Annotated in this window: 19 protein-coding genes; 3 read left to right on the top strand and 16 right to left on the bottom strand. The window is 58.8% G+C overall.

The window, feature by feature from the left end:
* Nucleotides 1–439 precede the first annotated feature (439 nt).
* From ACS7SF_RS17315 to ACS7SF_RS17240, 16 genes are all read right to left on the bottom strand, one after another.
* Nucleotides 440–1576 (bottom strand): porin, encoded by a 1137-nt coding sequence (locus tag ACS7SF_RS17315; protein ID WP_439890893.1) that lies wholly within the window; start codon nucleotides 1574–1576, stop codon nucleotides 440–442.
* Between the two features lie 622 nt (nucleotides 1577–2198).
* Nucleotides 2199–2963: a response regulator gene (locus tag ACS7SF_RS17310; protein ID WP_439890892.1), complete on the bottom strand. Its 765-nt coding sequence runs from the start codon at nucleotides 2961–2963 to the stop codon at nucleotides 2199–2201.
* A 620-nt stretch (nucleotides 2964–3583) separates the two neighbouring features.
* Complete coding sequence (locus ACS7SF_RS17305) at nucleotides 3584–4897, bottom strand: capsule biosynthesis protein (RefSeq protein ID WP_439890891.1); 1314 nt, start codon at nucleotides 4895–4897, stop codon at nucleotides 3584–3586.
* The gene (locus ACS7SF_RS17300; RefSeq protein WP_439890890.1) at nucleotides 4894–5889 is read right to left on the bottom strand and encodes a capsular polysaccharide export protein, LipB/KpsS family; all 996 of its coding nucleotides are present in this window, start codon (nucleotides 5887–5889) and stop codon (nucleotides 4894–4896) included. Before ACS7SF_RS17300 ends, ACS7SF_RS17305 begins: the two co-directional genes overlap by 4 nt.
* Nucleotides 5890–5962: 73 nt before the next feature.
* Nucleotides 5963–6880 carry a glycosyltransferase family 4 protein gene (locus ACS7SF_RS17295; RefSeq protein WP_439890889.1) on the bottom strand — a complete coding sequence of 306 codons (918 nt, stop codon included), beginning with the start codon at nucleotides 6878–6880 and terminating at the stop codon, nucleotides 5963–5965.
* Between the two features lie 275 nt (nucleotides 6881–7155).
* Nucleotides 7156–8289 carry a polysaccharide biosynthesis/export family protein gene (locus ACS7SF_RS17290; protein WP_439892793.1) on the bottom strand — a complete coding sequence of 378 codons (1134 nt, stop codon included), beginning with the start codon at nucleotides 8287–8289 and terminating at the stop codon, nucleotides 7156–7158.
* A gap of 208 nt (nucleotides 8290–8497) precedes the next feature.
* Nucleotides 8498–10207, bottom strand: a complete 1710-nt coding sequence (locus tag ACS7SF_RS17285) for a polysaccharide pyruvyl transferase family protein (RefSeq protein ID WP_439890888.1) — start codon at nucleotides 10205–10207, stop codon at nucleotides 8498–8500.
* The gene (locus ACS7SF_RS17280) at nucleotides 10204–11847 is read right to left on the bottom strand and encodes a glycosyltransferase family 4 protein (RefSeq protein WP_439890887.1); all 1644 of its coding nucleotides are present in this window, start codon (nucleotides 11845–11847) and stop codon (nucleotides 10204–10206) included. Before ACS7SF_RS17280 ends, ACS7SF_RS17285 begins: the two co-directional genes overlap by 4 nt.
* A gap of 17 nt (nucleotides 11848–11864) precedes the next feature.
* Nucleotides 11865–12512, bottom strand: a complete 648-nt coding sequence (locus ACS7SF_RS17275; RefSeq protein ID WP_439890886.1) for an ABC transporter ATP-binding protein — start codon at nucleotides 12510–12512, stop codon at nucleotides 11865–11867.
* On the bottom strand, nucleotides 12509–13306 hold the full coding sequence (locus ACS7SF_RS17270; protein WP_439890885.1) for an ABC transporter permease: 798 nt from the start codon (nucleotides 13304–13306) through the stop codon (nucleotides 12509–12511). The genes ACS7SF_RS17275 and ACS7SF_RS17270 overlap by 4 nt, the downstream gene beginning before the upstream one ends.
* A gap of 3 nt (nucleotides 13307–13309) precedes the next feature.
* The gene (locus tag ACS7SF_RS17265) at nucleotides 13310–14437 is read right to left on the bottom strand and encodes a hypothetical protein (RefSeq protein WP_439890884.1); all 1128 of its coding nucleotides are present in this window, start codon (nucleotides 14435–14437) and stop codon (nucleotides 13310–13312) included.
* 29 nt (nucleotides 14438–14466) lie between these two features.
* A complete protein-coding gene (locus ACS7SF_RS17260) occupies nucleotides 14467–15891 on the bottom strand; it encodes a mannose-1-phosphate guanylyltransferase/mannose-6-phosphate isomerase (RefSeq protein ID WP_439890883.1) in 1425 nt (474 codons plus the stop codon).
* Nucleotides 15892–16257: 366 nt separating this feature from the next.
* Complete coding sequence (locus ACS7SF_RS17255) at nucleotides 16258–16431, bottom strand: hypothetical protein (protein ID WP_439890882.1); 174 nt, start codon at nucleotides 16429–16431, stop codon at nucleotides 16258–16260.
* Nucleotides 16432–16448: 17 nt separating this feature from the next.
* The gene (locus tag ACS7SF_RS17250) at nucleotides 16449–16913 is read right to left on the bottom strand and encodes a GNAT family N-acetyltransferase (RefSeq protein ID WP_439890881.1); all 465 of its coding nucleotides are present in this window, start codon (nucleotides 16911–16913) and stop codon (nucleotides 16449–16451) included.
* A gap of 32 nt (nucleotides 16914–16945) precedes the next feature.
* A complete protein-coding gene (locus ACS7SF_RS17245) occupies nucleotides 16946–18139 on the bottom strand; it encodes a sterol desaturase family protein (protein ID WP_439890880.1) in 1194 nt (397 codons plus the stop codon).
* A gap of 29 nt (nucleotides 18140–18168) precedes the next feature.
* Nucleotides 18169–19050, bottom strand: coding sequence for a DUF6710 family protein (locus ACS7SF_RS17240; RefSeq protein WP_439890879.1), 882 nt, complete (start codon nucleotides 19048–19050; stop codon nucleotides 18169–18171).
* Between the two features lie 532 nt (nucleotides 19051–19582).
* Here ACS7SF_RS17240 and ACS7SF_RS17235 point away from each other — a divergent pair.
* The 3 genes from ACS7SF_RS17235 to ACS7SF_RS17225 all read left to right on the top strand — a co-directional run bounded on the left by ACS7SF_RS17235 (nucleotide 19583) and on the right by ACS7SF_RS17225 (nucleotide 21764).
* The gene (locus ACS7SF_RS17235) at nucleotides 19583–19870 is read left to right on the top strand and encodes a hypothetical protein (RefSeq protein WP_439890878.1); all 288 of its coding nucleotides are present in this window, start codon (nucleotides 19583–19585) and stop codon (nucleotides 19868–19870) included.
* Nucleotides 19871–20098: 228 nt separating this feature from the next.
* A complete protein-coding gene (gene aqpZ, locus ACS7SF_RS17230; protein WP_439892792.1) occupies nucleotides 20099–20788 on the top strand; it encodes an aquaporin Z in 690 nt (229 codons plus the stop codon).
* 772 nt (nucleotides 20789–21560) lie between these two features.
* Nucleotides 21561–21764 (top strand): hypothetical protein, encoded by a 204-nt coding sequence (locus ACS7SF_RS17225; protein ID WP_439890877.1) that lies wholly within the window; start codon nucleotides 21561–21563, stop codon nucleotides 21762–21764.
* The last annotated feature ends 79 nt before the right edge of the window (nucleotides 21765–21843 follow it).

Raw genomic sequence — 21843 nt, 5'->3', positions numbered from 1 at the left:
GTATTGCTGGCGCCATTCTCGCCGGATTTGCTGCCGGCAGTGCCATGGGGCCGCTGGTAGCACAGGCCTCGACCATGCGGTGCTCTAGAACTGGCGGTCCTTCGACTTCGGCCGAACGTTCAGCGTTCAGCCGGGCTGACCCAATCCGCGTCTTTCCTTCTCTGTTTCTTTGACTATCAGCCTCACCTATCGCCGGGGCTTCATGCACTTGCCTCAAGGAGTTCGCATGCATTTGGTTCCAGAGGCAACAATATCTGGGATGCATCGATTTCGTGCGCACGGGCGAACTCGCACACTGTTTTGATACGCTCGAAGAAGGCAGCTTTTTGGAAGTCGGCAGGATTTCAGCCAGCTCCAAGCAGGTGCGCCCTGCACGACGCCCAGCAAAGAAAAAAACCCGAGCTTGCGCCCGGGCTCCGTTCACTTCGACGAAGGTCGATTAGAACTTGTGGCGAATGCCAACCACTGCACCCAGTTGGTTGCCCGAGGCGACCTGGTTGTCGTTCGACAACAACGTCACCGGGTTGTCCACCGACAGACCATTGAAGCCGGCCACGCCCAGCGCCGAGCTCTTGTTCTTCGCATACGCAACGTTCATGTAGACGTCGGTACGCTTGGACAGTGCGTAGTCGGTACCGACCACGAACAGCCAAGGATTGCCAACGCTCGTGTTCTTGAACTGCTGGTAGTACGCCGCGCCAGTCAGCGACAAAGCGGGGGTGGCTTGGTAGGTAGCGCCTGCCCAGTACAGGTTCGAGCGCAGCGCACCGCTCGTGCTGGTTTGCAGGTTGGTCTTGTACCAACGATAGCCGGCAAACAGCTTCGCCGGACCGGTGGTGTAGGTACCCGCGATCGTCGCACGTTGCTCCTTGACATCAGCAAAGGTCGAAGCAAATGCCAGGTTCTGAGCTGCGGTCAGGCCCGAAAGATCGGTCCACGCGCCGTTCGTCTGGTCATACACAGCGCCGATCGAGAACGGACCGCCATTGTAGTTGGCACCCAGGCTCCATTCACGGCCCAGCTTGTTGAGGCCAGCGCGCTCCTGTCCGTCGCGGTTGAACGCGTACAGCGCCGAAACGCTCACGCCGCCGAACGTGCCGGCGTACTTGAGTGCATTGTCAGCGCGGCCCGAAATGAACGCATCTTGCGACGCGATCGAATAGCGGCCCGCCATAGACATCGGGTCGTAGTTGAGTGCGAAGTCGTACAGCAGGTTTTGCTGGCGACCCAGGGTCACTTGGCCCCATTGGCCTTGCAGACCGACGTATGCGGCGCGGCCAAACAGGCGATTGCCTTGACCTGACGTACCGGTATCAAGGTTGAAACCGCTTTCCAGGTTGAAGATACCTTTCAGGCCACCGCCCAGGTCTTCAACGCCACGCAGGCCCCAACGCGAGCCGGACAGGTTGCCCGACTGCATGGCGACGCGCGAGTGGCCTTGGCCATCGGCGCCGGGCACGTGGTTTGCCCACTCAATACCGACATCAGCCACGCCGTAGAGATTCACGCTCGATTGAGCAAATACACCGGTCGAAACCAGAGCTGCGGCAGCCGCCGCAAAGAGCTTGATCTTCATATCTGTTCCTTAAATTGCGATTTCGCGATAAGTTGCGAGTCGTAATTATGGATTCGTGCCGTCCGCGTTATGTATTTGAAATGAGACGCTGTGGCAAATATGAGACCGCCAAAACCTGTAGATATATTTCTCATTGAAATCAAAAACTTACATTGAATCGCTCACGCCAATACAACAAAAAAGCAGCACTCATGAGCAATGCACTCATGAACGTGAGCCATCATGCAATCCTAAGTGAGTAACCGACTCAACGAATATGAGGCTGTCTCATCCTGGGTTTTGAATTATTATTTCGTTGAAGCTTGACAGCGTAACAGCTCGATAACTTCATATCACACTTTCCTTTATGGGGCCGCTTTCGAGTGGCCCTTTTTCTTGGCCGGCAATACGGCTCGAGCGGTTCGGTGCCTTCGATGAGCTACACTGCTTCACCCGAGGCTCGGCCCCGACCCGCAAGGTGCCCTGGAGGTTGAGATATTCGGTGAGGCGCTGGTTCGATAGGGCGCGTATCACCGCCGCACTAACAACGGCGTACGCACGAGCGCGTTGTATGCGGAGGATCAATAGAGCTTCAGCTAGCTTCGCAGAGGCAGTGGCCGAACAGGCCATCTAAATAAAGCGATTACGCAGGTCCGCTCACTTTCCGAGAAATCCTGTGTTTGAGCGACGACACCGTCTTTGGAGAAATGCCGAGTCTCTTTGCAATCTCGACATTGCGATACCCCTCCGCAACCAGTTGATTGATTCGGTACTCGCGCTTGGTGAGATGTCCCAGTGCATCCATTTCAGCTGGCGCTACCGAGCTGATTGAAGACCTATGAAATCCGACGTACCCATGGGCCACCAACAGAAGCGCAGCCGTTAGGAGCGATGTCGATTCCGATTTGCCAACATACGCGTTGGCACCGGCGAGCAATGCAAGCCTTGAATCAAGCTCTTCGCTCCCTCCTGAAGTCATAACGATTCCGAGGTCAAGGCCGTGAATCCGCACCCTCCGAGCGAGCTCGAGGCCGTCCAGCGTTGGAAGATTTAGATCGATGATCGCCAGCTTCGGCCGCGTAGTGCGCAACAACTGGAGACCGTCAGATCCATCCGTTGCGGTTCCGACCAACCGAAAGTGGGGTGACTGAGCCAGCAAAGCGTGGATCGACTGCAACACGATTGGGTGTTTATCGATCGCGATAACGGATTGAGGCTCTTCGCCTTCTATGTGCATTTGGACAGGCCTTTTGAGACGTAGGGCGCAGGCCTGCGAACACTTGGAAACCTTGGGGTCGCGATGGTGAGGCTCCGGATAGATCACACCGCAATGGGCGTTCAGTTCATCCCGCACTGGGACCAAAGGTAACGCCATCACGCTGACCGTTTCGGGCGTCGCGCGAGCCATCGGGCGCGCCGGCTTGCACTAGAGAAAAATGCAGCCATGATCGGCATCGAGCGCACGACTCGGCAATTCAATTTTTGAAAATTCGGAATGACAGTCTGTCGGCAGAGGAACTCGGTGATCAACCGAGTTCCTTGTCCAGAAATACCCGTGCTGAGTCTGCGCCAAAACGAGCGAGAAGATGGATGCGAGCTGCAGCGGCTAGGTGTCGATGTTTACAACGTGGGCCGGAAGATCAACTGCATTCTGCGCTGACGTCATGCACTACTTCGCCCCACTCGCTAGGCAGGAAAGCCGATACGCCCACCGTCCGGCAGTTTTTGCCACAGCCTCGCCACTGTGCGGCGAAGGCTCCCTACTCTCCGGATGCCGATCGACATAATTGTCCGATCGATCCCAACAGGTATCGAACAGCGTGGTAAAGCGCCCACCGGCATTGGGTGACTCTTCAGCAGGTGCTTTCTGACCGACCGATGTTGACCTAACCGCAGAATCTTCCTTGTCGGCGTAGACCCCAAGAAATCGCAGCGCCAACACGGTCACAAGCAGGAGGAAAATAATCCTGAACAGCTTTCTGAATACGAACATAACGGCGTAGTAGAAGTAAAAGGCAATGTCTAACATCATCGGTCGGGATAGGTTGAGGAATGGAAAGTACGCATCACATCCAGATCCTCGACGGCCTTTTCTGTCCTAGCGCACATCGCCTCTCGAGGCGTTGAGAGTCTCTTCCGCGCAAGGACGTTTCGCCACACAAAGACACCGTGCCGGAAGAAACTGCCATTGAGTTGGGTGTGGTGGATCAAGTAATTGCGAAAGCGCTGATATAGCTCGCAATCCAGTTTGAATTCGCCGGCCGCCTGCCAGAACGCATCCAGCCCCTCCTGGAAGGTCATCTGCGGCATCGCGTAGACGGCATCCCCCAGTACCACCATTGGAAGACCATGGTTCATGGCCGAGAGCCCTACTGTGCTGTTGATGAGGACAACGCCCAGCGCATGGTCCAGCAGGGTTGGCAAGTGCTGGTCATGCAAATAGATGAGACGCCCCACCAGCCTGAATCTGACCGCCAGGGCGCGGATCAACGCCGCGTAGCAGTGGTAGCCTCGGTCCATTGGATGGTGCTTGATCACTAGGATGTGGTCTCTCGCTGCATGCTCGGAGAACGACTTCACAACGTGCTCAATGAACTCCGCAACCGAACCAAACGGCGAATGCACGCGAACCTGAGCGTCCGTATTGACTTGCAACGGCACGAGAAAGAACCGCTTTGACGCTTCGCCGCATAAGAACCCTCGATATTTCCTTTCCCGCACCTTGTAGACCAGCTTGCGCCATGGACTACGAAGCCACGGCAAGACCTCCCGCGCAGAAAGCAGGCGATGGTGACGATAGAACGGAAAGCCTCGCGCCATCACGATAGCTGCCAGGTAGTAAAGGAAAGCCCAGGCAGCCGCATGCCAGAACACATTGCCGACGGGTCTCTCCTCCGCCTGCTCCATATCGGGCAGGCCACGATAGAACGCAGGATCGCGTGGCAGATCGGAATGGTTGTTGACGCCCGATCTCTCAAGCGTGATGTAGTCGGGGCGCACGTAACCCTCCTCGAACACCCATACCTCTGCGCTTGCCGCCTTGGCAATACCGCGTACCGGCACATGAATTTCACGACAATCTCCGAACAGGAAGATCGTGTCGATGGCGTGCTCTTCTACCAATCGCGCCAAGCTTTTTGGCCACGCATCCATCGGTCCGCGGTAGCAAGTCGCTCCAGCCGGCGAGAAAAGCCAGTCGCCCCCATTGAAGTTGACCTTGTGGACGTACTCGGCACCGACGGCATGCAGCACGGCCGCAAGCCGCCGGAAGAATGGCCCGACCGGACCCTGTAGCAGCAGGACCCTGCGCCCCGCGAAACGCTCCCAACCGCCGTCGATCATCGCTTGCCCAGTAATGCCCGCAGGCCAAATCGCTTCAGGCCGAGCAGAATGCCGCGCGTCAGTGTGTGTGTGTACGGCTCGGCACGGCGGGTGTCGCGCCATGCGATCAGCGCGTCCAACGCCTGCTCGACGGAAACGAGCTCGCCACTCTCCGGGCAGAGGTAACGTGGGTAGAGGATCAAGGCCCCGGCCACCAGTTCATCCACCGTCAGGCGGCGCGTGCGTCTGTCTATCGGGAGCGCATCGGCGGTGAGTCCCCATCCGGCATAGAAGGGTTGTCCGTAAGTCGTGACCTGGCGGCCCCTGAGCAGCGCTTCGAATCCCGCCAACGACGTGAGCACATGCACCTCGTCCACCTCATGGATGAGGCGGTCCATCGAGACGTCCTCGACGATCTCATCGCACCAGTGGAGCACCTCGCCGGCATCCTGCCGCCCCTTTCTAAGGCCGGCCAGTACATCCGGATGCGGCTTGTACACGATGTAGGCATCGGGGCACGTTCGCCTGACTGCCTGCAACAAGCCGAGATTGCTGCGTAATCCCGGGGCGCCGTCGCGCAGCGCGGCGTCGCTTTCGACCTGCCCCACCGCGGCCACAATCCGGGCGTGCCCTGCTGGCCGTTGCCATTCACCGGTACCGACGTTGTACTTCGTGATACCCGAAGCAACGATTTTCGTCCGCAGTTTTGCCGCACGCGCCAGCAGTGCGGCATCGAAGTTGGCGTGTTGCAGGATCGACTCGAGATCTGAAGGCTGTGAAGCGTCGTAATAAATTCCCTGCGCGTCGACCGCGAGAGACAACGGACGAACGAGGTCAACGCCCAGCCCTACCGAACGCAGAAAGCCATCTTCGATACGCAACACACGCCTCCCGCCAAGTACCGCCGCATCAAACTGCATGTTGCCCCAGACCGCAATCGCTGCATTGAGCGGAACCTTGGCGAGGCTGCGGACGAATCGCACCTCAGCATCGGCCAAGATTCGTTTGACCATTCCGCGCTTCCGCAGCGGCAATCCCAAAGCGTAGATAGTCTGCGGCCCAGGGTCGGCAGAATGCGACGGACTGCTATACATGACTGGCTCCGGAGACTTCGGCCAGCAATTGGTCCACACTGGCAAAGTGCTGGTCCCAGCCAGAGGCCCTGAAATTGCGGATGCGCCCAGCCTGCTTGCCACGCCTCGAACTGGCTGAGCTAGCAAAATCGAGGATGGCGTTCCGCCAGCCAATGCCGTCCAGCGGGGACAGGTAGTCGGGCACGCTTCCGGCGATCTCATGAAACACATCGAGGTCGCTGGCGATAACGGGGGTTCCCATCGCAAGCGCCTCCGCCAACGGCATCCCGTATCCTTCCGCAAATGACGGGAACAACAGCGCGCGCGTGTGGCGCAGCCACGTCGCGAGCTCCGCATCCCCACAGTCGGGTCTCAAGATGACAAGCTGCGCGAGCTCACTACAACGGTCCAGCAGTCCATAGACATGCTCGACGTTCCACCCTCGCTGGCCAATCAGAACGAGCCGCGGCACCGGGCCACCACGGGCAGCCATCTCGCGCCAAATCTGGAGCATCATCGCGTGGTTCTTGCGAGGCTCGACGGTACCCAGCATCACAAAGTAAGGCCCATCCAGAAGCGGCACAGAATCTCCCACCGGTAGGTCCGCGCCAGCCAGCGGCGCAACCGTGGTCGCTGGCATGGCAAGACCACGCTCCCGCGCGTAGGCGCGCAATGCGTCGAGTGTCGCCCTGGAGTTGGTAATGAGCCCGCTGCCCAACCGCAACATGGCCGCTATGCGGCGCTCGTGCCGATTACGCTCCCCGTCCCTCGCATACTCCGGGTGGGTGATGGGAATGAGGTCATGCACCATGAATACCGGGCGAAGGCCGCTTTGGCCAAGCCAGTTGACGTACGACTCGCGGTGCAGGCCGGTGTGGCCAACATTGAAGAAAACACTCCCCGCACCAAGCCGCTGCACCGGCGCCAACATTCCACCGGCTATCAGCGTCGGCAATCGATGTACGAGCCCCCGGGGCTGCGTGCACAACAACGAGAACAACGCCCGCGAGCGGTCTCTGGATAGCACCCGTCCAACGGCGCCCATACGCACTACTGCTCGCGCGTCCGGAAAGCGACGCGCATAGCGCAGACAAACGCGGTCAATGCCGGTCGGAAGCCGGCGGCGTATGGCTCGTATCACGAGTCTGGTTACATCGATGGAAGTTTCTGTCACGGCAAGACGCTTCACCAAGGCCATTTGGCTGGCTACCTAGTGAGGTTGATGGCGTTGAGGACCGGATAAGCACCCGACAACACTACGTTCAAGAACTTCTGCAGCTCTGCCGCAGGGGCATTGGCTACGTAGAGAACGTCCTTGTCTTCCACGCGGAACCGCTGCGCAGCGAAAAGCGAAGCGGGGTCGCGCAGGTCCACTCGATATACGACGGGCACCTTGGCTTCGTCAGCATCCCCGGCAGGCGACGCGCGCCCGAGGACTGCGGCATCCTCGAATCGGAAGACAAAGACGCCGGCCGGGTCCGCCCGGTTATCCAGCAATCCACCCGTCCTTGCCAACGCCTGCGCGAGCGAGATCCCGCCTGCTTCGAATGCGATTTCCTCACTCTTGCCCACCGCCCCCAATGCGGTGAAGCTCAGCGGCTGGAACAGCACGGTCAACACATCCCCGGGTTGCAGCGGTATGTTCTGCCTCGGATCCTGAATGACGGCAGTAAGCGGCATGGCATAGGTGTTCACGCCACGTGTAAGCTGCAACGTCGTCTTGTTCACTGGTTGGCTTGCCCCTCCAGCCGTGGCCAGCGCATCGAGCACGCGCTCAGCCTTGGGCGTCAGCGGAATGCGTGCACTGTTCCGGACCTCTCCAACCACCGTAGCCTGCGACGACGCGTTGCTAGCAATACGGACAAGCGCCTGCGGCTGATTCGCTTTGCCCCGCAGGCGACGGACAATCTCCGCTTCAATTTCGGCCGTGGTTCTGCCTGCTGCCTGAACAGCGCCAGCGTATGGAATATTGACGCGACCGTCCGCGGCTACCATCTGTGGCGGCAGCTCATTAGCGCGCGTGGGCGTCGGTGCCGTCATGGCGCTGCCCGCGCTGATCCCCGCATTCACGAACAGCATCGCCGGCGGCGCTTCCCAGATCGCCACCTCGAGCACATCACCGCTTCCCACGGTATACCGCGTCGCCTGACCGCCGCCGATCTGCGAGAACTGACCGTGCGAGCGTGATCGCTGCAGATGCGCCGCCACCGCGGCAGTCACGTCAACCAGCGCGACGTTCACCGGCGCCGCACCATCTCGCTTGTCCATTCCCTGTACGTCAGTACGGTCGGGGCCTGACGCGGGCAAGATCGACATGCAGCCGGCACAGGCACAGGCCATCGCAGCGGCGATCCACAAAAGAATGGCGTGGGTCGTTCCCCGCGCCCTGGGGCAATTCAGTTTCATAGGAGTACGTCACTCGTCTATGCCACGGCTGTCCGTGGCGGCGTGGCTTGGCATCCAGTCAGCCAGGAAAATCAAACCAGCGAAAAGAAGGACGCCCGGCGCACAGCGGCGATCACTCCCTTTCGAGATATTTGTGAAAGCCTCATACGCATGCTTGGTAGGCAACAAGCAGCGTCTGTGGGCTTGCCGCATCCGATACGAACGGTAGTGACTCGACCGCAGGGCACTGCTGGGAAAGCCGTGCAGCCAGCGCTTCCGGCTCTTCCACATAGCAGCCGCATGACGGCCAGGCAGCCGCCAGGTCCCGTATCTTCTCCTGGGAACAGCCCACGAAATAACGGCCGGCCAGCGCGGCGAAGATGGCACCGTGGTAACGCATCGAGACCACGCGTGCCGTGTTACGCAACTGAGCCATCAATGCCGAAAGCGATGTCATGGCAATTACCGGAACGCCGGGCAACCAAGCGCTCAGAACCTCGTCCATGGCTGGCTCGAGTGCAACAACGACGTGCCGTTCCGTTGGATGGTCCTGGATGTACGTGCTAATTCGGCGTAGGAGTGCCTCGTCGCAAGCGTTGGCTGGGTATTTCAGTATCCACAGCACGTCTGATGGTTCGGGATGCTGTCCGACCGCCAAGTCGAACGCCGTCAGGGGCGAGACGGAGGACAAACCAAGTATCGGGTCGAGGCAGGCAACGGCATCCGCACGTGCCGCTTTCAGTGCAGACACCGAGGTACCATCGCGCCCCGTTACCAGCCAGGCCCTTGCTAGGAGTTCAGCGTGGGAGCGGTGTACATCGCCACTCGCCCCGACACCAAGCAACAGAATTGGCGCGTGAATGCCATGCACCCAATCGGCGTCGCCAAGCGGATCGTGAGGATGCGCGAGCAAGCCGCCCCCACCAACCACCACGCAATCAAAGCTGTTCACCTGCTCCGCGTCGAGAAGCGTATTCGCCGGAAGCTTTTGCGCTTCCGGAAACGGGTAATCCGATTGCGCGACAAGGCTGGCCGCAAAAATTGCGTCCTCCGGCAATCCCCATGCAGTCTTCAGGTGGTGCCGTACAGCAAGCGCCTGGTAGACGTCGCCTAGGTTGCCGTTGCCGTAGGCACCGACAATCAGGATGCGCGGCGCATTGCGGCGGACGGGCGCGCCCAGACGCCGATACAGTGCCGCTCCGACCGGTGATGGATCAGCCAGACAAGCCGCCACCTCGCTCGCCGTCGCTGGCCGGCCCGCGAAACGCTCAAGGCAGCGTGCAATCAGTTCGGCATCATAGGCCACGCTATGCATGGAAGGTCCCCGCTTGGCGTGGGCGCCCAGCAAGTAATCCATGTGCTCGTCGGAACCTGAGACCGCCTCGATACACCGCGTAAGATCACCCGTGTCCCTCAGTAATCCTTCGTAGGCATCCAGTGCAGCCGGTTCCGGCTGGCGACCAAGGAGCGCTTGGAACACCACCGATACGATACGCGCCGAATGGTTCCGGACTTGGGCGTTCCAGCCCTCCTCGCTTGCGAGCAACTCTCGAACCAAACCAAATACCGCGTTCAGCTCGGTATCGACCCGGTCTGTGTCCGCACCGCCGGCAACGTCAGCGCGGAGCGCCTCTAGGACTGCTCTGCGGATACCCGGCAGTTCGTCATTGAACCGGAGGAACCGGCACTCCTCCGAATCGGTAATAGCACGCAGGAGATCGACGACACTTCCCGAATGAGACAGCAAGGCAAGATGGTGCTCGTATCCAGACTCATCCGGTTCGCGCGACAACAGAGCCAAGTAGGCTGCCCTTACCAGCTCGGAGGCTGCGATGCGCGCGTCGGAGCATGGCAGCGGCAGACTGTCGGTCACGAACTCGCCTCTGCACTGCATAATTTGCGCAGGAAGTCGGGAAGCGCCGGACTCCGGCCCGTAATTCCAACCGTCTCTGCCTGTTTCTGCTCGGCCACCCATTCCAGCAACTGATTCCAGCGCGGAAGAATGCGTTCCGGCAGGTATCGCTGTGAGACTTCCTCGCCGCGCTCTGACAACTCTGCACGCACTGTCACACTGTCGCCAGCGTAGGCGATCTGCTTCAACGCGTTGACCAAGCTAGCAGTCGAGTAAGGGTTGAAGTACTGCGCCGCATCGTCGTAGATCTCCCGGTGAACCGGGATATCAGACGCGACTACAAGGCCACCGCTGCGCATCGCTTCTACACCAGAGAAGTCAAAGCCCTCCCCCAGGCTGGGGCAGACGGTCGCCGCAGCATGCTGGTAGAGCACGCGCAGGTCCGGCGCTGGCACCGCGTTGAGCATGAACAGGTCACCGCGGTCGATCCAACTGCGGAAGCTCTTTACCATCTGCTTGTAGTCCCAACCCAGCGTGCCAACGATGACAAGCTTGAGGTCTGGGTCGACATCGGCCTTGATGACCTCCCACGCCGCCATCAGGCGGGCGTGATTCTTCCGGGGCTCGATCGTCGAAACGATTAGCAGGTAGCGGAAATCGCCGGACCCCAGGTGCCGCTTGTAAAAAGCCTCTTGCTCCCGCAACGTCAGGAACTCCGGCACCAGTCCGATGCCTTTGGCGTCCGGATCCATGCCATAGAGCCGTGATCTGACGATGCCCGGCACCAGCGCTCGCGCCGCCGGCTGTGGGTGGTAGTGATGGGAAACCATGTTGTGGATCGTGAGCGACCGTTGCTCCGCCTCGGGGAACAACGCAATCAGATCCTTGCGCGTGGCTTCCGACACGCAAGCAAAATAGGCCCCCGACTTGACGTTACTCATCAGGCTGTAGAAATGCGTTGCCTGATGCAGCGACTTGTCGGAAATGGTATGCGGCATGAACACCGGGATCGCATCGTGATACCGGACAACAAACGCGGTCTTGCGGTGTATCCGTGCAGGATATGGTGTTTGAGCGATGAACACGTCAACGCCCTTCGTATCCAGCCGCGGATAGCGGGGCTGCGAGAAAAAGTTAAGCATCGTCAGCCCGACCATGTGCATGACATGCCAAGGAGTCGAGCAGACCCGAAGGTCAGCCGACGACACCAGATCGAAGTCCGACGCAGGCAGTGTCTTGGCGAAAAGCGTTCGCCAGATAAAGTCCTCGAAGTACTTGGCACGAAAGTTCGAGAGCTTGACATGGCTGATACCCATCGCCACGCCCCAGGCCAGCCGCGTGGACATGAAGCGCCGCTGCATCCAGTCAAGTAGCCGGTCAAGGAGCGTGTTATAGGGCCGCTCCGCAACCGAGATCACCACCCGGGAGTATCGATTGATCCGGCGATTCTCCGATAATCGCCCTTCCCCCAGTAACCAGCCTCGCTTGACAGTGCCCCGGGACAAGACGCGATTCGACGTCTGGATCATTCCATCCACATGGAACCCATCAAGCATGCGCAGCCCGCGGAACAGCAGCCGGGTTTCCTGAGGAATGCCCGCATACCCGTCCAACGCCGGACGCATTTCCAGCAATACTTTTGTCTTGTCGCTCTTTTTCACGCTGTATCCCTACCCCATCAAATCTCGTTGTAAATGCGAAGCGCGTCGTCCACGCTGTCAAACTCTCGAAGCCGTCCGTTCTCGAGGATGCATGCCCGGTCGCAGTGCCTCCGGATGGACTCCGAATCGTGAGAGACCATGATCATTGCCCGGTCCGCTCGCTTCTCGAACAACTCGCGCTCGCACTTTTCGTGGAACCTTGCATCCCCGACGGCAATGATCTCGTCGATCAGGAAGCAATCAAATTCGATCGCCATGGAGATGGCGAACGCCAGGCGGGAGCGCATGCCAGACGAGTACGTCTTCACCGGTTCCCGCAAAAATTTTCCGAGCTCTGCAAAGTCCTCGACGAAGGGAGCTGCGTGACGGTAGTCGGCCCCATAGACGCGACAAACGAAGCGCAGGTTATCCAGGCCAGTAAGGCTCCCCTGGAATCCCCCGCCGAACGCCAACGGCCACGAGACCGACATGCTCCGATGCACCACACCGGAATCGGGTAGTTCCGCGCCACTGATCACTCGCACGAGCGTCGATTTCCCGGCACCGTTGCGTCCGAGAATGCCCACCTTCTCGCCGCGCCGGATGGAAAAGTCCAACCCGTTCAATACCTCGTGGTGACCTTGCCGCGTCCCATAGCGCTTCACCAGCCGATGCAAATGAATCACGCACCCTCCACCCTGCGCCCGGTCTCGCGCACCATGAACAGTCCGATCAGGAGCAGCAGCACGTTTGCCTTCGTCAGGTAGACCAGATCGAAATGCGCATGAACGGTGTCGCCGAAATACCCGCCCCGGATCATCTCGTTGATATGAACTGTGGGCAGCCAAAGGGCAATTGCATGGAACTTGGCCGGCAGCCAATCCACCATGAATGCGGCTCCCGAGAAAGGGAAGTACAGATAGGTCAACGTATGCCATATCCGATCGACCATCTCCGAGCGCTCCGACATTGCGCCAACCATGCAGCCCATGCCAAGCGCATACCAGGCAAGGAACACCCAGCCAGCAATCATCAGTCCGACATCAGCGGGTGGCTTCATCAGGCCGAAGACAACTGCCGCACCGGCGAGAATGAAGAACGACACCGTGGCCCCGCAGACCTCCAGGATCACGCGAGCGACGAAGAAGTCCAACACGCGCACATTGCGGTGAAATAGCAGGGCCTTGTTGGGTTCAACCGCATTCGCGCACCTGCTGACGCCGTTGCGCCAGATCAGCACAGCCGAGTACCCGGTAATGGCGAACGGAATGATCGGCATCGCGGCGTTATGCAGGGAATGCGTTGCATTCCAGATCAGCGCGATTCCGGTTGTAAACAGCATCGGCTCCGCGAACAGCCAAAGAAAGCCGATGTTATGGCGACCGTAGCGTGTGATGATCTCCCGCATAAGCAAGGCACCGATCACTCTCGCCTGGATACGCGCAGACGTCAGCAGAGATGGCTCTTCAACGCTCGCCATGGCTCAATCCCGATGCTCTTTCACGCCGGCAATCATCAAAGCCAGCAATGCCCAGCAGATCATGCCGAAAGCCAGGGTCGTGACTATGCTTCGCAGCCTACGCGGCTCGGTGGCTTCATCAGGCAGACTGGGCTCCGCCACCCGCTCCAGGTAGAGTTGCTGCTGCATTGCCGTCTCATGGGCTTTCACCAATGCTGCCTGCGCGGCGATCAGGCGCTTCTGGGAGAACTCCCTCTCGACCGAAAGTCGCTCATACTCGATGTTCTTCGACGCGAGTGACCCGGCTCCCCCTGACACACCGGAAACCATGCGCTCGATTTCCGCCTGCAGGCTCCTGATCCTTAGCTCGGTTGCGGGGACTTGCGGGTTCTGTGGCGCAAATGCGCGCAACTGTGCAAGCTGCGTCCTCGTCGCCACGAGCTCTTGCCTCAGTTGTGTCACTTGCTCCAACTGGAGCGCGCCCTCCCGCTCCGGATCCACCAGCGAATGCTCGTTTCGAAAGCTGGCAAGATTCAGTGCCGCTTCCCTAGCCTTGCTCTGCGCCTCGGTCTCTTCCTTTTGCGCAACGCCGATGGCGTCGGCAAGAGCCCGCTCGTTGATCGCATTCACCCGGCGCTCGGCAGCGCGCAGCAATCGCTCCGCAATCGCCTGTGCGTCATGTGGATCGAACGCGCGAACCGTCAGCGTGGAAATGGAAGAGGTGGGATCGATGTCAACACCAATGTGCGTCCGGTAGTACCGGTGCAGTGCTTCGAAGGTGCCATCGAGACCAAACGGATCAAACCGACTCAGCCTATCAATCGTCGGCTTCGACATGGCTGCACGAATTCCGACCTCGCCTTCCACCTCATGCAAGGCGTCACGCGACAACATGAATTCACTGACCGCATAGACGTCGTCAGTCGCCCTCCCAAGCCCTGTTACGCCAGTCATCTGCAGTAACGCACCAAGACCCGACGAGCTCTGACGCTGGGGCGCACGCACGATATAGCTTGCTTCCGACACATAGACGTCAGACGCGACGGCGCCATAGTAGGCAAGCGCGAGCGCCGTAGGCAGCGCGACGACGGCAAGCGCCAGACGATGGCGCCGCAATGACTGCCTCAGCGGGGACCAGCGTCGTCCCGCCATGTCTGGCTTCCTTCTTACAACGCTCGTCATCAGCAGCGCCCGTACATGTCCTCGAAGCGGACAATGTCATCCTCTCCAAGATACTCGCCGACCTGAACCTCGATCATCACAAGGTTGAGGATGCCCGGGTTTTCCAAGCGGTGCTGATGGCCGGCAGGAATGTACGTCGATTCGTTCCGGTGCACGAGCATCTGGCTATCACCGTTGACGACTCGGGCCGTTCCGTTCACGACAATCCAATGCTCGCTGCGATGATGGTGCATCTGCAAACTCAGGCTGGCCCCGGGCTTGACCTCGATGCGCTTGATCTTGAATCCCGTCCCGCCCTCTAGGACCGTAAAAGTCCCCCACGGACGATGGACGGTGCGGTGGTGCTTGTAGAGTTCGTTGCCCTGGGACTTCAGGTTGTTGTAGATGTGCTTGACGGACTGAGCGCGATCGCGGCTCGCCACGAGTACCGCATCGGGCGTGTCGACGACGATCAGGTTATCGACACCGAGCACGCCGACCAGCCGCTCGCTGCTCTGCACATAGCAGTTGCTCGCGCTGTGAAGCAAGGCATGCCCTTCCACGCGATTGCCGTCCGTATCAGGCTCGACGAGATTTCCTAGTGCCACCCAGGAGCCGATATCGCTCCAGCCGAGCTCGCACGGGACAACAGCCACGTTCCTCGACTTCTCCATGACAGCACAATCGATGGAGTCCTCGGGAACAGACGCGAACGCACCAGGGTCCAGCAGCGTCAGATCGCCACCTTCGTCGGAATTGCTCTCGGACTTGGCAAGACACACTCGGACCGCACGCAAAACCTCCGGACAATGCGCCTCCATTTCACGCAGCATATCGCCCGCGCGGAAACAGAACATGCCCGAGTTCCACAGGAAGCGCCCCGAGTCCACATACGTCTTGGCCCGTTCTTCGGTTGGCTTTTCCACAAACCGAATGACCGCGTTTTGGTCGTGCTCAATGTAGCCGTAGCCTGTTTCCGGCTCGGTAGGCCGGATCCCGAAGGTGACGATCTTTCCTTGCTCGGCGAGTCTGATCGCCTGATCGACCGCTTCGGAGAGGGCGCGCAGGTCTTCGACGAGGTGATCCGCTGGCAGCACCAGCATGATGCTGTCTTCGCCGCGTGTGCCGCAGATTCGTTGTGCTGCCGTGGCAATCGCTGCTGCAGTGTTCCTACCGACAGGTTCAAGAATCCACTCCAGGCGCTTGCCAACCGCGTTGACCTGCGCAATTTCGGCAAGCGTTCGCTGATGAAAGTCCTGATTCGTGACTACGACGACTTTGTCAACTGGGGCTATAGCTGCGCCACGCAGGAAGGCCTTCTGCAGAAGACTCTGACCGTCCGCCAAGCGAATAAACGGCTTTGGGGACGCCTCTCTGGAGACAGGCCACAGGCGCGAGCCAGAACCCCCGCACAGCAATACAGGAATAACGCCAGACACTTCCATTTACTTATGGGCAACCAAATAACTCAGTCAGCAAATCGTTTTTATTATGGCAATTTTGAATATCCACAACAGAAAAACGGACCTCTACCCCAACCCTAAAAACCTCAAATCAAACTCACCACCTTTTATTTAAAGAATCACTTCATCTATCAACATTGTTGAACGAAAAATGCATACAAAATTGGTGTCTAGCAAAATTTAACCGGCCATCTCATTCCATCAACTTTGTTGGCACGACGCCCTCCTCCGTCGAAGTCACTGGCTTTGAGCTACACGCGTGGGTTCTGGGTCATTGCCAACGTGAATCGCCCTTCCGCACTTCTGGTCTGGATCTACTCGTGCGTGACGGACAGATCACCACGAAGGTCAGCGATTTTTTTGAAGATTTAACTTGCGCACCGCAAAGGAGGACGACCGCTTTTTGAGCGGCGCGAACACGCCGTGCGATGAGTTTTCCTTTTCTTCGAATCCGTGCTGCGGCAACCTTGAAGGAAAGAGCGCAGCGCCACAGGTTCGAAGCTGCGCTATGGAATACTTCATGCCCCGAGCTCCCACCCTCAATGGCATTGCGCAACGCTGCCCTTCAGCGCCTGCCAACGAGAGCCTTCAAGATCCGTGTCGCCAAGCGAAATGGGTTCGGTGACGACAAGCCCTGCGCCCTCCAACTGGCGCGCTGCGTGCCAGAACGCTTTCGCGCTAAAGACCTCCATCACAGCAGTAATCGGCTGCCCAAACACCTGCGAAAGGAGCCATAGCGCCGACGTACCGTATCCTCGGCGTCGATGCTCTGATTCGATCCGAATACCAAACACATAGATACGGTCAGACAACGGCGATACCGCGTAGGTAACGGCCCCCACCAATTCACCTGCCTTGTTGTACACCTTGGCATCGTGCACAGGACTGGGCTCAATAAACCCACCAACATGCGCTGTCGAGACAAGCTCCATGGCAACCGATGGAAGACGCTCGATCCGGCGTCGTGCTTTATGCTTCCACAGGATCAGTCGCAAAAGCTCCATGAAAAACTTCCCGTTTGAGAGCCGTCCAGCCCTCAGCGACGGAACGGAAAGCGCTGCTGGTTGACGAAGCCGTCGGGCATGTAGTCACCCACCACGCCGTACTTTTCTGGGAAGGCCTTCTTCGATTTCACCGCCGTACCGAACAGGTAATCGATGAAGGCGAAGTGCGCGGCGTAGTTCTTGTCGATGGCCTCGTCTTCCGACGAATGGTGCCAGTGGTGGAAATCCGGCGTCACGAAGATGTACTTCAACGGCCCCCACGGCAGGTGCACGTTGGCGTGATTGAACACCGCCTGGAAGCCCACGATGATGATGTAGACGTCCACCACGGCCTTGTCGAAGCCCAGCACGAACAGCGGCCCCAGCACCGCCACGCGCGTGACGATCAACTCAAGAATGTGCTGGCGCGAACCCGCCAGCCAGTCCATCGTCTTCACGCTGTGGTGCACGGCATGGAAGCGCCACAGGAACGGCACCTCGTGATACGCGCGGTGCGTGACGTACTCCATCAGGTCGGCCACGAGCATGCACAGCAGCAACTGCGGGATGAACCAGATGTGCGCGACCATCTGCTGAAAATCCGCATGCACCATCCACCCGAACACGCGGTGGATGAGGAAGTTCACCACCAGCAGCACCAGCCCGACGATGAAGTGGTTCACTGCAAAGTGCACCATGTCGGTCTGCCACTCGGCGCGGAACACGGGCTGCTTTTTGTAGAGCGGGAACAGCTTCTCCAGCAGCACGAAGATCGCTGTGGAGCCGAGCAGATCGAGAATGAACCAATCCATGCCGATATACGGCGTGTGATCCGGAAAGTCGCCCACCGGCACGCGCGAGCCCCCCAAGGCCACGGCCGCCACCACAAACAAAAACGCCAGGCCGTTCAGGCGGCGGCGGTTATCCAGCACGATATTGGCCAGCGATAACCCGCCCGAAATCAACAGCGAGACAAACAGGATTTGCGGCAGCACATCCACCGAATAGGCATGGCGCAATTCCGGTGTGGTCAGGTACTGCGGAAAATGAAACGCCAGCACGCCCATCAGGCTCAGAAAACCCAGCACCAGCGACAGAATGGTGGCGATCAACCCATCGCCGAAGGTCAAGCCTCCATGGCTGACCCACAACCGGTTCACGCTACGGGCGGTCTGTGAAACGCCACCCGCATTCGTCGGCACGTCGTCCACCTGAGTGGTCGCCGGTGGATTCCCACTTACTTTCATTTCATGATCCAAAGAGTTCAGTAACGTTTTCAGTCTCGGCGTTCAGTCAGAAGACATTTGCCAGGTTTTTGAGGAAAGGCCGGGCAGTTGGCATCGAGCATTAGTCGTCCGATCTCGAATGCGGCCGCTCTTCGTACATCCAGCACAGGGCAGAGAAGTTTTCCGCTTCGGGCACCCAGGTAGTACCGGCCATCGCAGCGGATCTCATCGAACACGTAACTCATGTCGTAGACCTGCGTCGGTTGTAAGCTACCCTCGCCAGCAAGGATCCCGGCTGTAATCGAGTGGTTGCCGTTCCCCACGAAGCCGATTCCCCACGGCAACCACAGCGTGACGAAATGGTTGTCGTCCTGTTGCCAGGCGGCGCGGGCATTGTTTTGTTTTGACGAGCCGATAGTGGTCAATGCTCTTACGTAGCGCTCATGGCTCCATGCCCAAGGCAACACCATGTGCCGAGAGAGATCCAAGCGAAAGCCTTTGGGGTCCAGCCGCTTGCCGCGCATGCCCGTGCCGTCGCTTGCGAACAAAGCCGCATATACGGCTGGGCCGAAGAACCGATACAAATCGATGCTGGGATAGGGCCCCTGACCGCGCTCGGCGACTCCCAGCAAGTATTCGGCCTGCAAAGGCAACAGAACGGCTTTGAGCAGGTCTACTAGCGCACGCGGATTCTTTCCAGCGATCTCACGCGCGGTTGCCATCAGCTGATCAAACCTGGCATGCGGCTGCTGTCGAGCAATCTCCTTTTGTCGGAGGATATGCCGCGAGCGATAGTGGTGCCACGCACAACACAGACGCGCGAACGCACTTGAGCTGTTCATTGGTGGAATGCGCCCCGTATTGGTCATAAGCGGATCTGAACGCCAGAACATTGCATTGGCATTGCCAACTTTTACGCGCCTGTCAGCCAAGCACTCTCTCACCGCGATAAGTCGCGGAGCTGCACTCAGTGCACAACACACAGATGCTGTTTGTCTTGGCTACGGACGTTCGTGGCAATGCCGCCTGAAACAGCACCATGCAACCATCAGCGTGCTGGTGCATTCATGCGAATGCAATGTACGGCTCGGTCTGCAACCGGCTGAATTCAATTCTTGTTAATTCGCACGATTGCCATACTCGGCGAACGATGCCAGCGGGGTTGTGGCGAACGGCCCTGCGCAGCCGCCTCTGCAAAACGTGGACGTGTCTTCGGCTGGTGCAGTGCGCGAGGCGGCTGACGCAGCAATATCCGCGCTGAGAGTCCGGTATGCCACAGCGCAGCCCAGGCGATCCGGATGGTGACGCGCTACGCGAAGGTAGAACTAACAAAGTTTAACGAGCTCACGCGAGACCACAACAATAGAATTCCCAGACATCATCCGACGGTTCGTATTTCGCCATCCAATTGCGCCCGGCATATTCGTGAGCGGGTGAAACCCATTCAAAAAAAGCAGGACAAACATGAAACTTCATTCGATTCTTGTTTTCGCAGCGGGCGCTGCCAGCTTCGTCGCCGCTGATGCGCAGGCCGTTGATGTCAACGTCAATTTGGGAATGCCAACCGTCGTGCAAACGCCTGTCCAGCCGGTCATCGCTCCGGGCTGGCAAGGAGATCGATATTGGGATGGCCATCGTTACTGGACGCGGCAAGATTGGGAAAGCCACGGCCGCGCAGAAGGCCAACGGCGCCGCGACCGCGATGAGGACCATCGCTGCCCGCCCGGTCACCGGAAAAAGCACGAGTGCTAAGCGCTTCTAGCCTACGGCCGCAATAGCGGCCGTTTTCTTGTCGGCGGGTCTACGCAAAGCACGACGGTCAACGCGCCCAGATACCGACCCTGCCTGCGAATCCTTCGCACGGTAGCCCTAACGAATTCGCAACGAGATCTGCACGCATCTCGTTGAGATGCTTGCTTGCCGCTCAATCAAACAAACGCCGTTCAGCGGCGTTCGACCAATTCTTGGAGTGAAAACCAGATGAAACGATACTGTGCCGAGTTCCTTGGTACCTTTTGGCTCGTACTGGGCGGCTGCGGCAGTGCAGTCCTTGCCGCAGCCTTTCCGAACGTCGGCATTGGCCTACTCGGCGTCTCGCTTGCCTTTGGCTTGACGGTGCTCACCATGGCATTTGCCATTGGTCACATCTCGGGCTGTCATCTAAATCCAGCAGTCTCGATCGGTCTGTGGGCCGGTGGTCGTTTTCCAACCAAGGAACTGGCTCCGTATGTCGCCGCGCAGGTGCTCGGTGGTATCGCAGCGGGTGGTGTGCTGTACTTCATCGCCAGCGGCTCACCGGGATTTGGTGTCGCAAGCGGCTTTGCGTCCAATGGATACGGGCAGCATTCACCTGGTGGCTATTCCTTGGGCGCAGCGTTCCTGACAGAAGTCGTGATGACCGCGTTCTTCTTGCTGGTCATTCTTGGAGCGACGAGCAAGCAAGCGCCATCTGGGTTCGCGCCGATTGCCATCGGGCTCGCGCTCACCCTGATTCACCTCATCAGCATCCCGGTGACCAATACGTCGGTGAACCCGGCTCGCAGCACCGCGGTTGCGATCTTTGTGGGCGACTGGGCAATTGCCCAACTCTGGGTCTTCTGGGCAGCCCCTATCACTGGTGCCTTGATAGGCGCGATGCTCTATCGCCTTATCGGCGCGAACGAATACTGATCCACAAGTATCGCTTGCCTGCGGAACTCTCTGCGGCAGGCGGGCTGAACTTAGGCAACCGGGACCACAAGTCGCTTGCAATAGCGACACCCGCACCCCTACGTTGCGTCCACAAAATACTTAGAGCGGTCTCAACTCAACACGCATATTCATGTCGGATGTCACCACGTTACCCGTCAAGCTCTCACTCGCTCAACTCAAGGCCTTCTCAGCTACGCTGACCCCGGGTTCGCTGTTGCAAAACGCGACAATGCAGGTCATTGCGGAATGTGAACAGCAAACGCAGGTGCACGCCCGTTGCGTCGAGCAACGGCACCTAGCCCGCTCCCGCCAATGGGACTAAGAAGAACAATGATCTGGATAGCAAGGTCTACGTAGATACCCCATCGATACACATGCTCCACCTTGCCTCACGCTACGAGGCTCGACTACCAAATAGTTGAATTGGTCAGATGGCCACAGTGGCGCATAGTCGGCAATGCACTCACACCAAATTCATTAACAAGATTTATCCGCTGGCCTAATCGACTAGGCGATACATTTTGCTCGTTGCCGTGTGGGGGTCACGGCAACGCTAGTCTGTGTGAGGATCGCCCGCGCCGAGGCCGGAAATATCGGCGCATCCTCCGGTTCAGGGGGATGTCGAAGCGAACAGCACGAGAGCTAATACAAGGAATGGGCACGCTCCACTTCATGGTCACTAAGCCCCCTAACCCGCAACAAGGGTTCGACTTCCTCTTCCACGCCAATTCCACCCGATACCAGGTTAAACATGGACCGCCCCGCAACCGCCAACGAACTGCGCATTATCGACACGCTCTATGACAGGTTCACAGGTAACGAACGCGTAGAAAAGTTGCGCAAGTACCTTGCCGCACTGAGTCAACGTAGCAGGTGGGGCGACATCGACTCACATGCAGTCCTGACGCACGCTTCACAGCGTCTCGCCAGGGCACGGATGGAGCAGAAAGACTGACGTACGCTCAGGTCACAAAGGAACTGATGGCCCGGAATCGCAAGCCTCGTAAAGCCTATCGCGCAAACCTCGCCTCGCG

This window comes from Ralstonia sp. 25C (genome assembly GCF_051904805.1).
Taxonomy (GTDB): domain Bacteria; phylum Pseudomonadota; class Gammaproteobacteria; order Burkholderiales; family Burkholderiaceae; genus Ralstonia.
This window is presented reverse-complemented; position numbering and strand designations above follow the sequence as displayed.

What these genes read in the sequence shown, in the direction of transcription:
- ACS7SF_RS17315 (WP_439890893.1), bottom strand. Translation starts at nt 1,576, where the DNA reads ATGAAGATCAAGCTCTTTGCGGCGGCTGCCGCAGCTCTGGTTTCGACC.
- ACS7SF_RS17310 (WP_439890892.1), bottom strand. Translation starts at nt 2,963, where the DNA reads ATGGCTCGCGCGACGCCCGAAACGGTCAGCGTGATGGCGTTACCTTTG.
- ACS7SF_RS17305 (WP_439890891.1), bottom strand. Translation starts at nt 4,897, where the DNA reads ATGATCGACGGCGGTTGGGAGCGTTTCGCGGGGCGCAGGGTCCTGCTG.
- ACS7SF_RS17300 (WP_439890890.1), bottom strand. Translation starts at nt 5,889, where the DNA reads ATGGTCAAACGAATCTTGGCCGATGCTGAGGTGCGATTCGTCCGCAGC.
- ACS7SF_RS17295 (WP_439890889.1), bottom strand. Translation starts at nt 6,880, where the DNA reads ATGTTGGCGCCGGTGCAGCGGCTTGGTGCGGGGAGTGTTTTCTTCAAT.
- ACS7SF_RS17290 (WP_439892793.1), bottom strand. Translation starts at nt 8,289, where the DNA reads ATGGCCTGTGCCTGTGCCGGCTGCATGTCGATCTTGCCCGCGTCAGGC.
- ACS7SF_RS17270 (WP_439890885.1), bottom strand. Translation starts at nt 13,306, where the DNA reads ATGGCGAGCGTTGAAGAGCCATCTCTGCTGACGTCTGCGCGTATCCAG.
- ACS7SF_RS17265 (WP_439890884.1), bottom strand. Translation starts at nt 14,437, where the DNA reads ATGGCGGGACGACGCTGGTCCCCGCTGAGGCAGTCATTGCGGCGCCAT.
- ACS7SF_RS17260 (WP_439890883.1), bottom strand. Translation starts at nt 15,891, where the DNA reads ATGGAAGTGTCTGGCGTTATTCCTGTATTGCTGTGCGGGGGTTCTGGC.
- ACS7SF_RS17255 (WP_439890882.1), bottom strand. Translation starts at nt 16,431, where the DNA reads ATGAAGTATTCCATAGCGCAGCTTCGAACCTGTGGCGCTGCGCTCTTT.
- ACS7SF_RS17250 (WP_439890881.1), bottom strand. Translation starts at nt 16,913, where the DNA reads ATGGAGCTTTTGCGACTGATCCTGTGGAAGCATAAAGCACGACGCCGG.
- ACS7SF_RS17245 (WP_439890880.1), bottom strand. Translation starts at nt 18,139, where the DNA reads ATGAAAGTAAGTGGGAATCCACCGGCGACCACTCAGGTGGACGACGTG.
- ACS7SF_RS17235 (WP_439890878.1), top strand. Translation starts at nt 19,583, where the DNA reads ATGAAACTTCATTCGATTCTTGTTTTCGCAGCGGGCGCTGCCAGCTTC.
- aqpZ (WP_439892792.1), top strand. Translation starts at nt 20,099, where the DNA reads ATGAAACGATACTGTGCCGAGTTCCTTGGTACCTTTTGGCTCGTACTG.
- ACS7SF_RS17225 (WP_439890877.1), top strand. Translation starts at nt 21,561, where the DNA reads ATGGACCGCCCCGCAACCGCCAACGAACTGCGCATTATCGACACGCTC.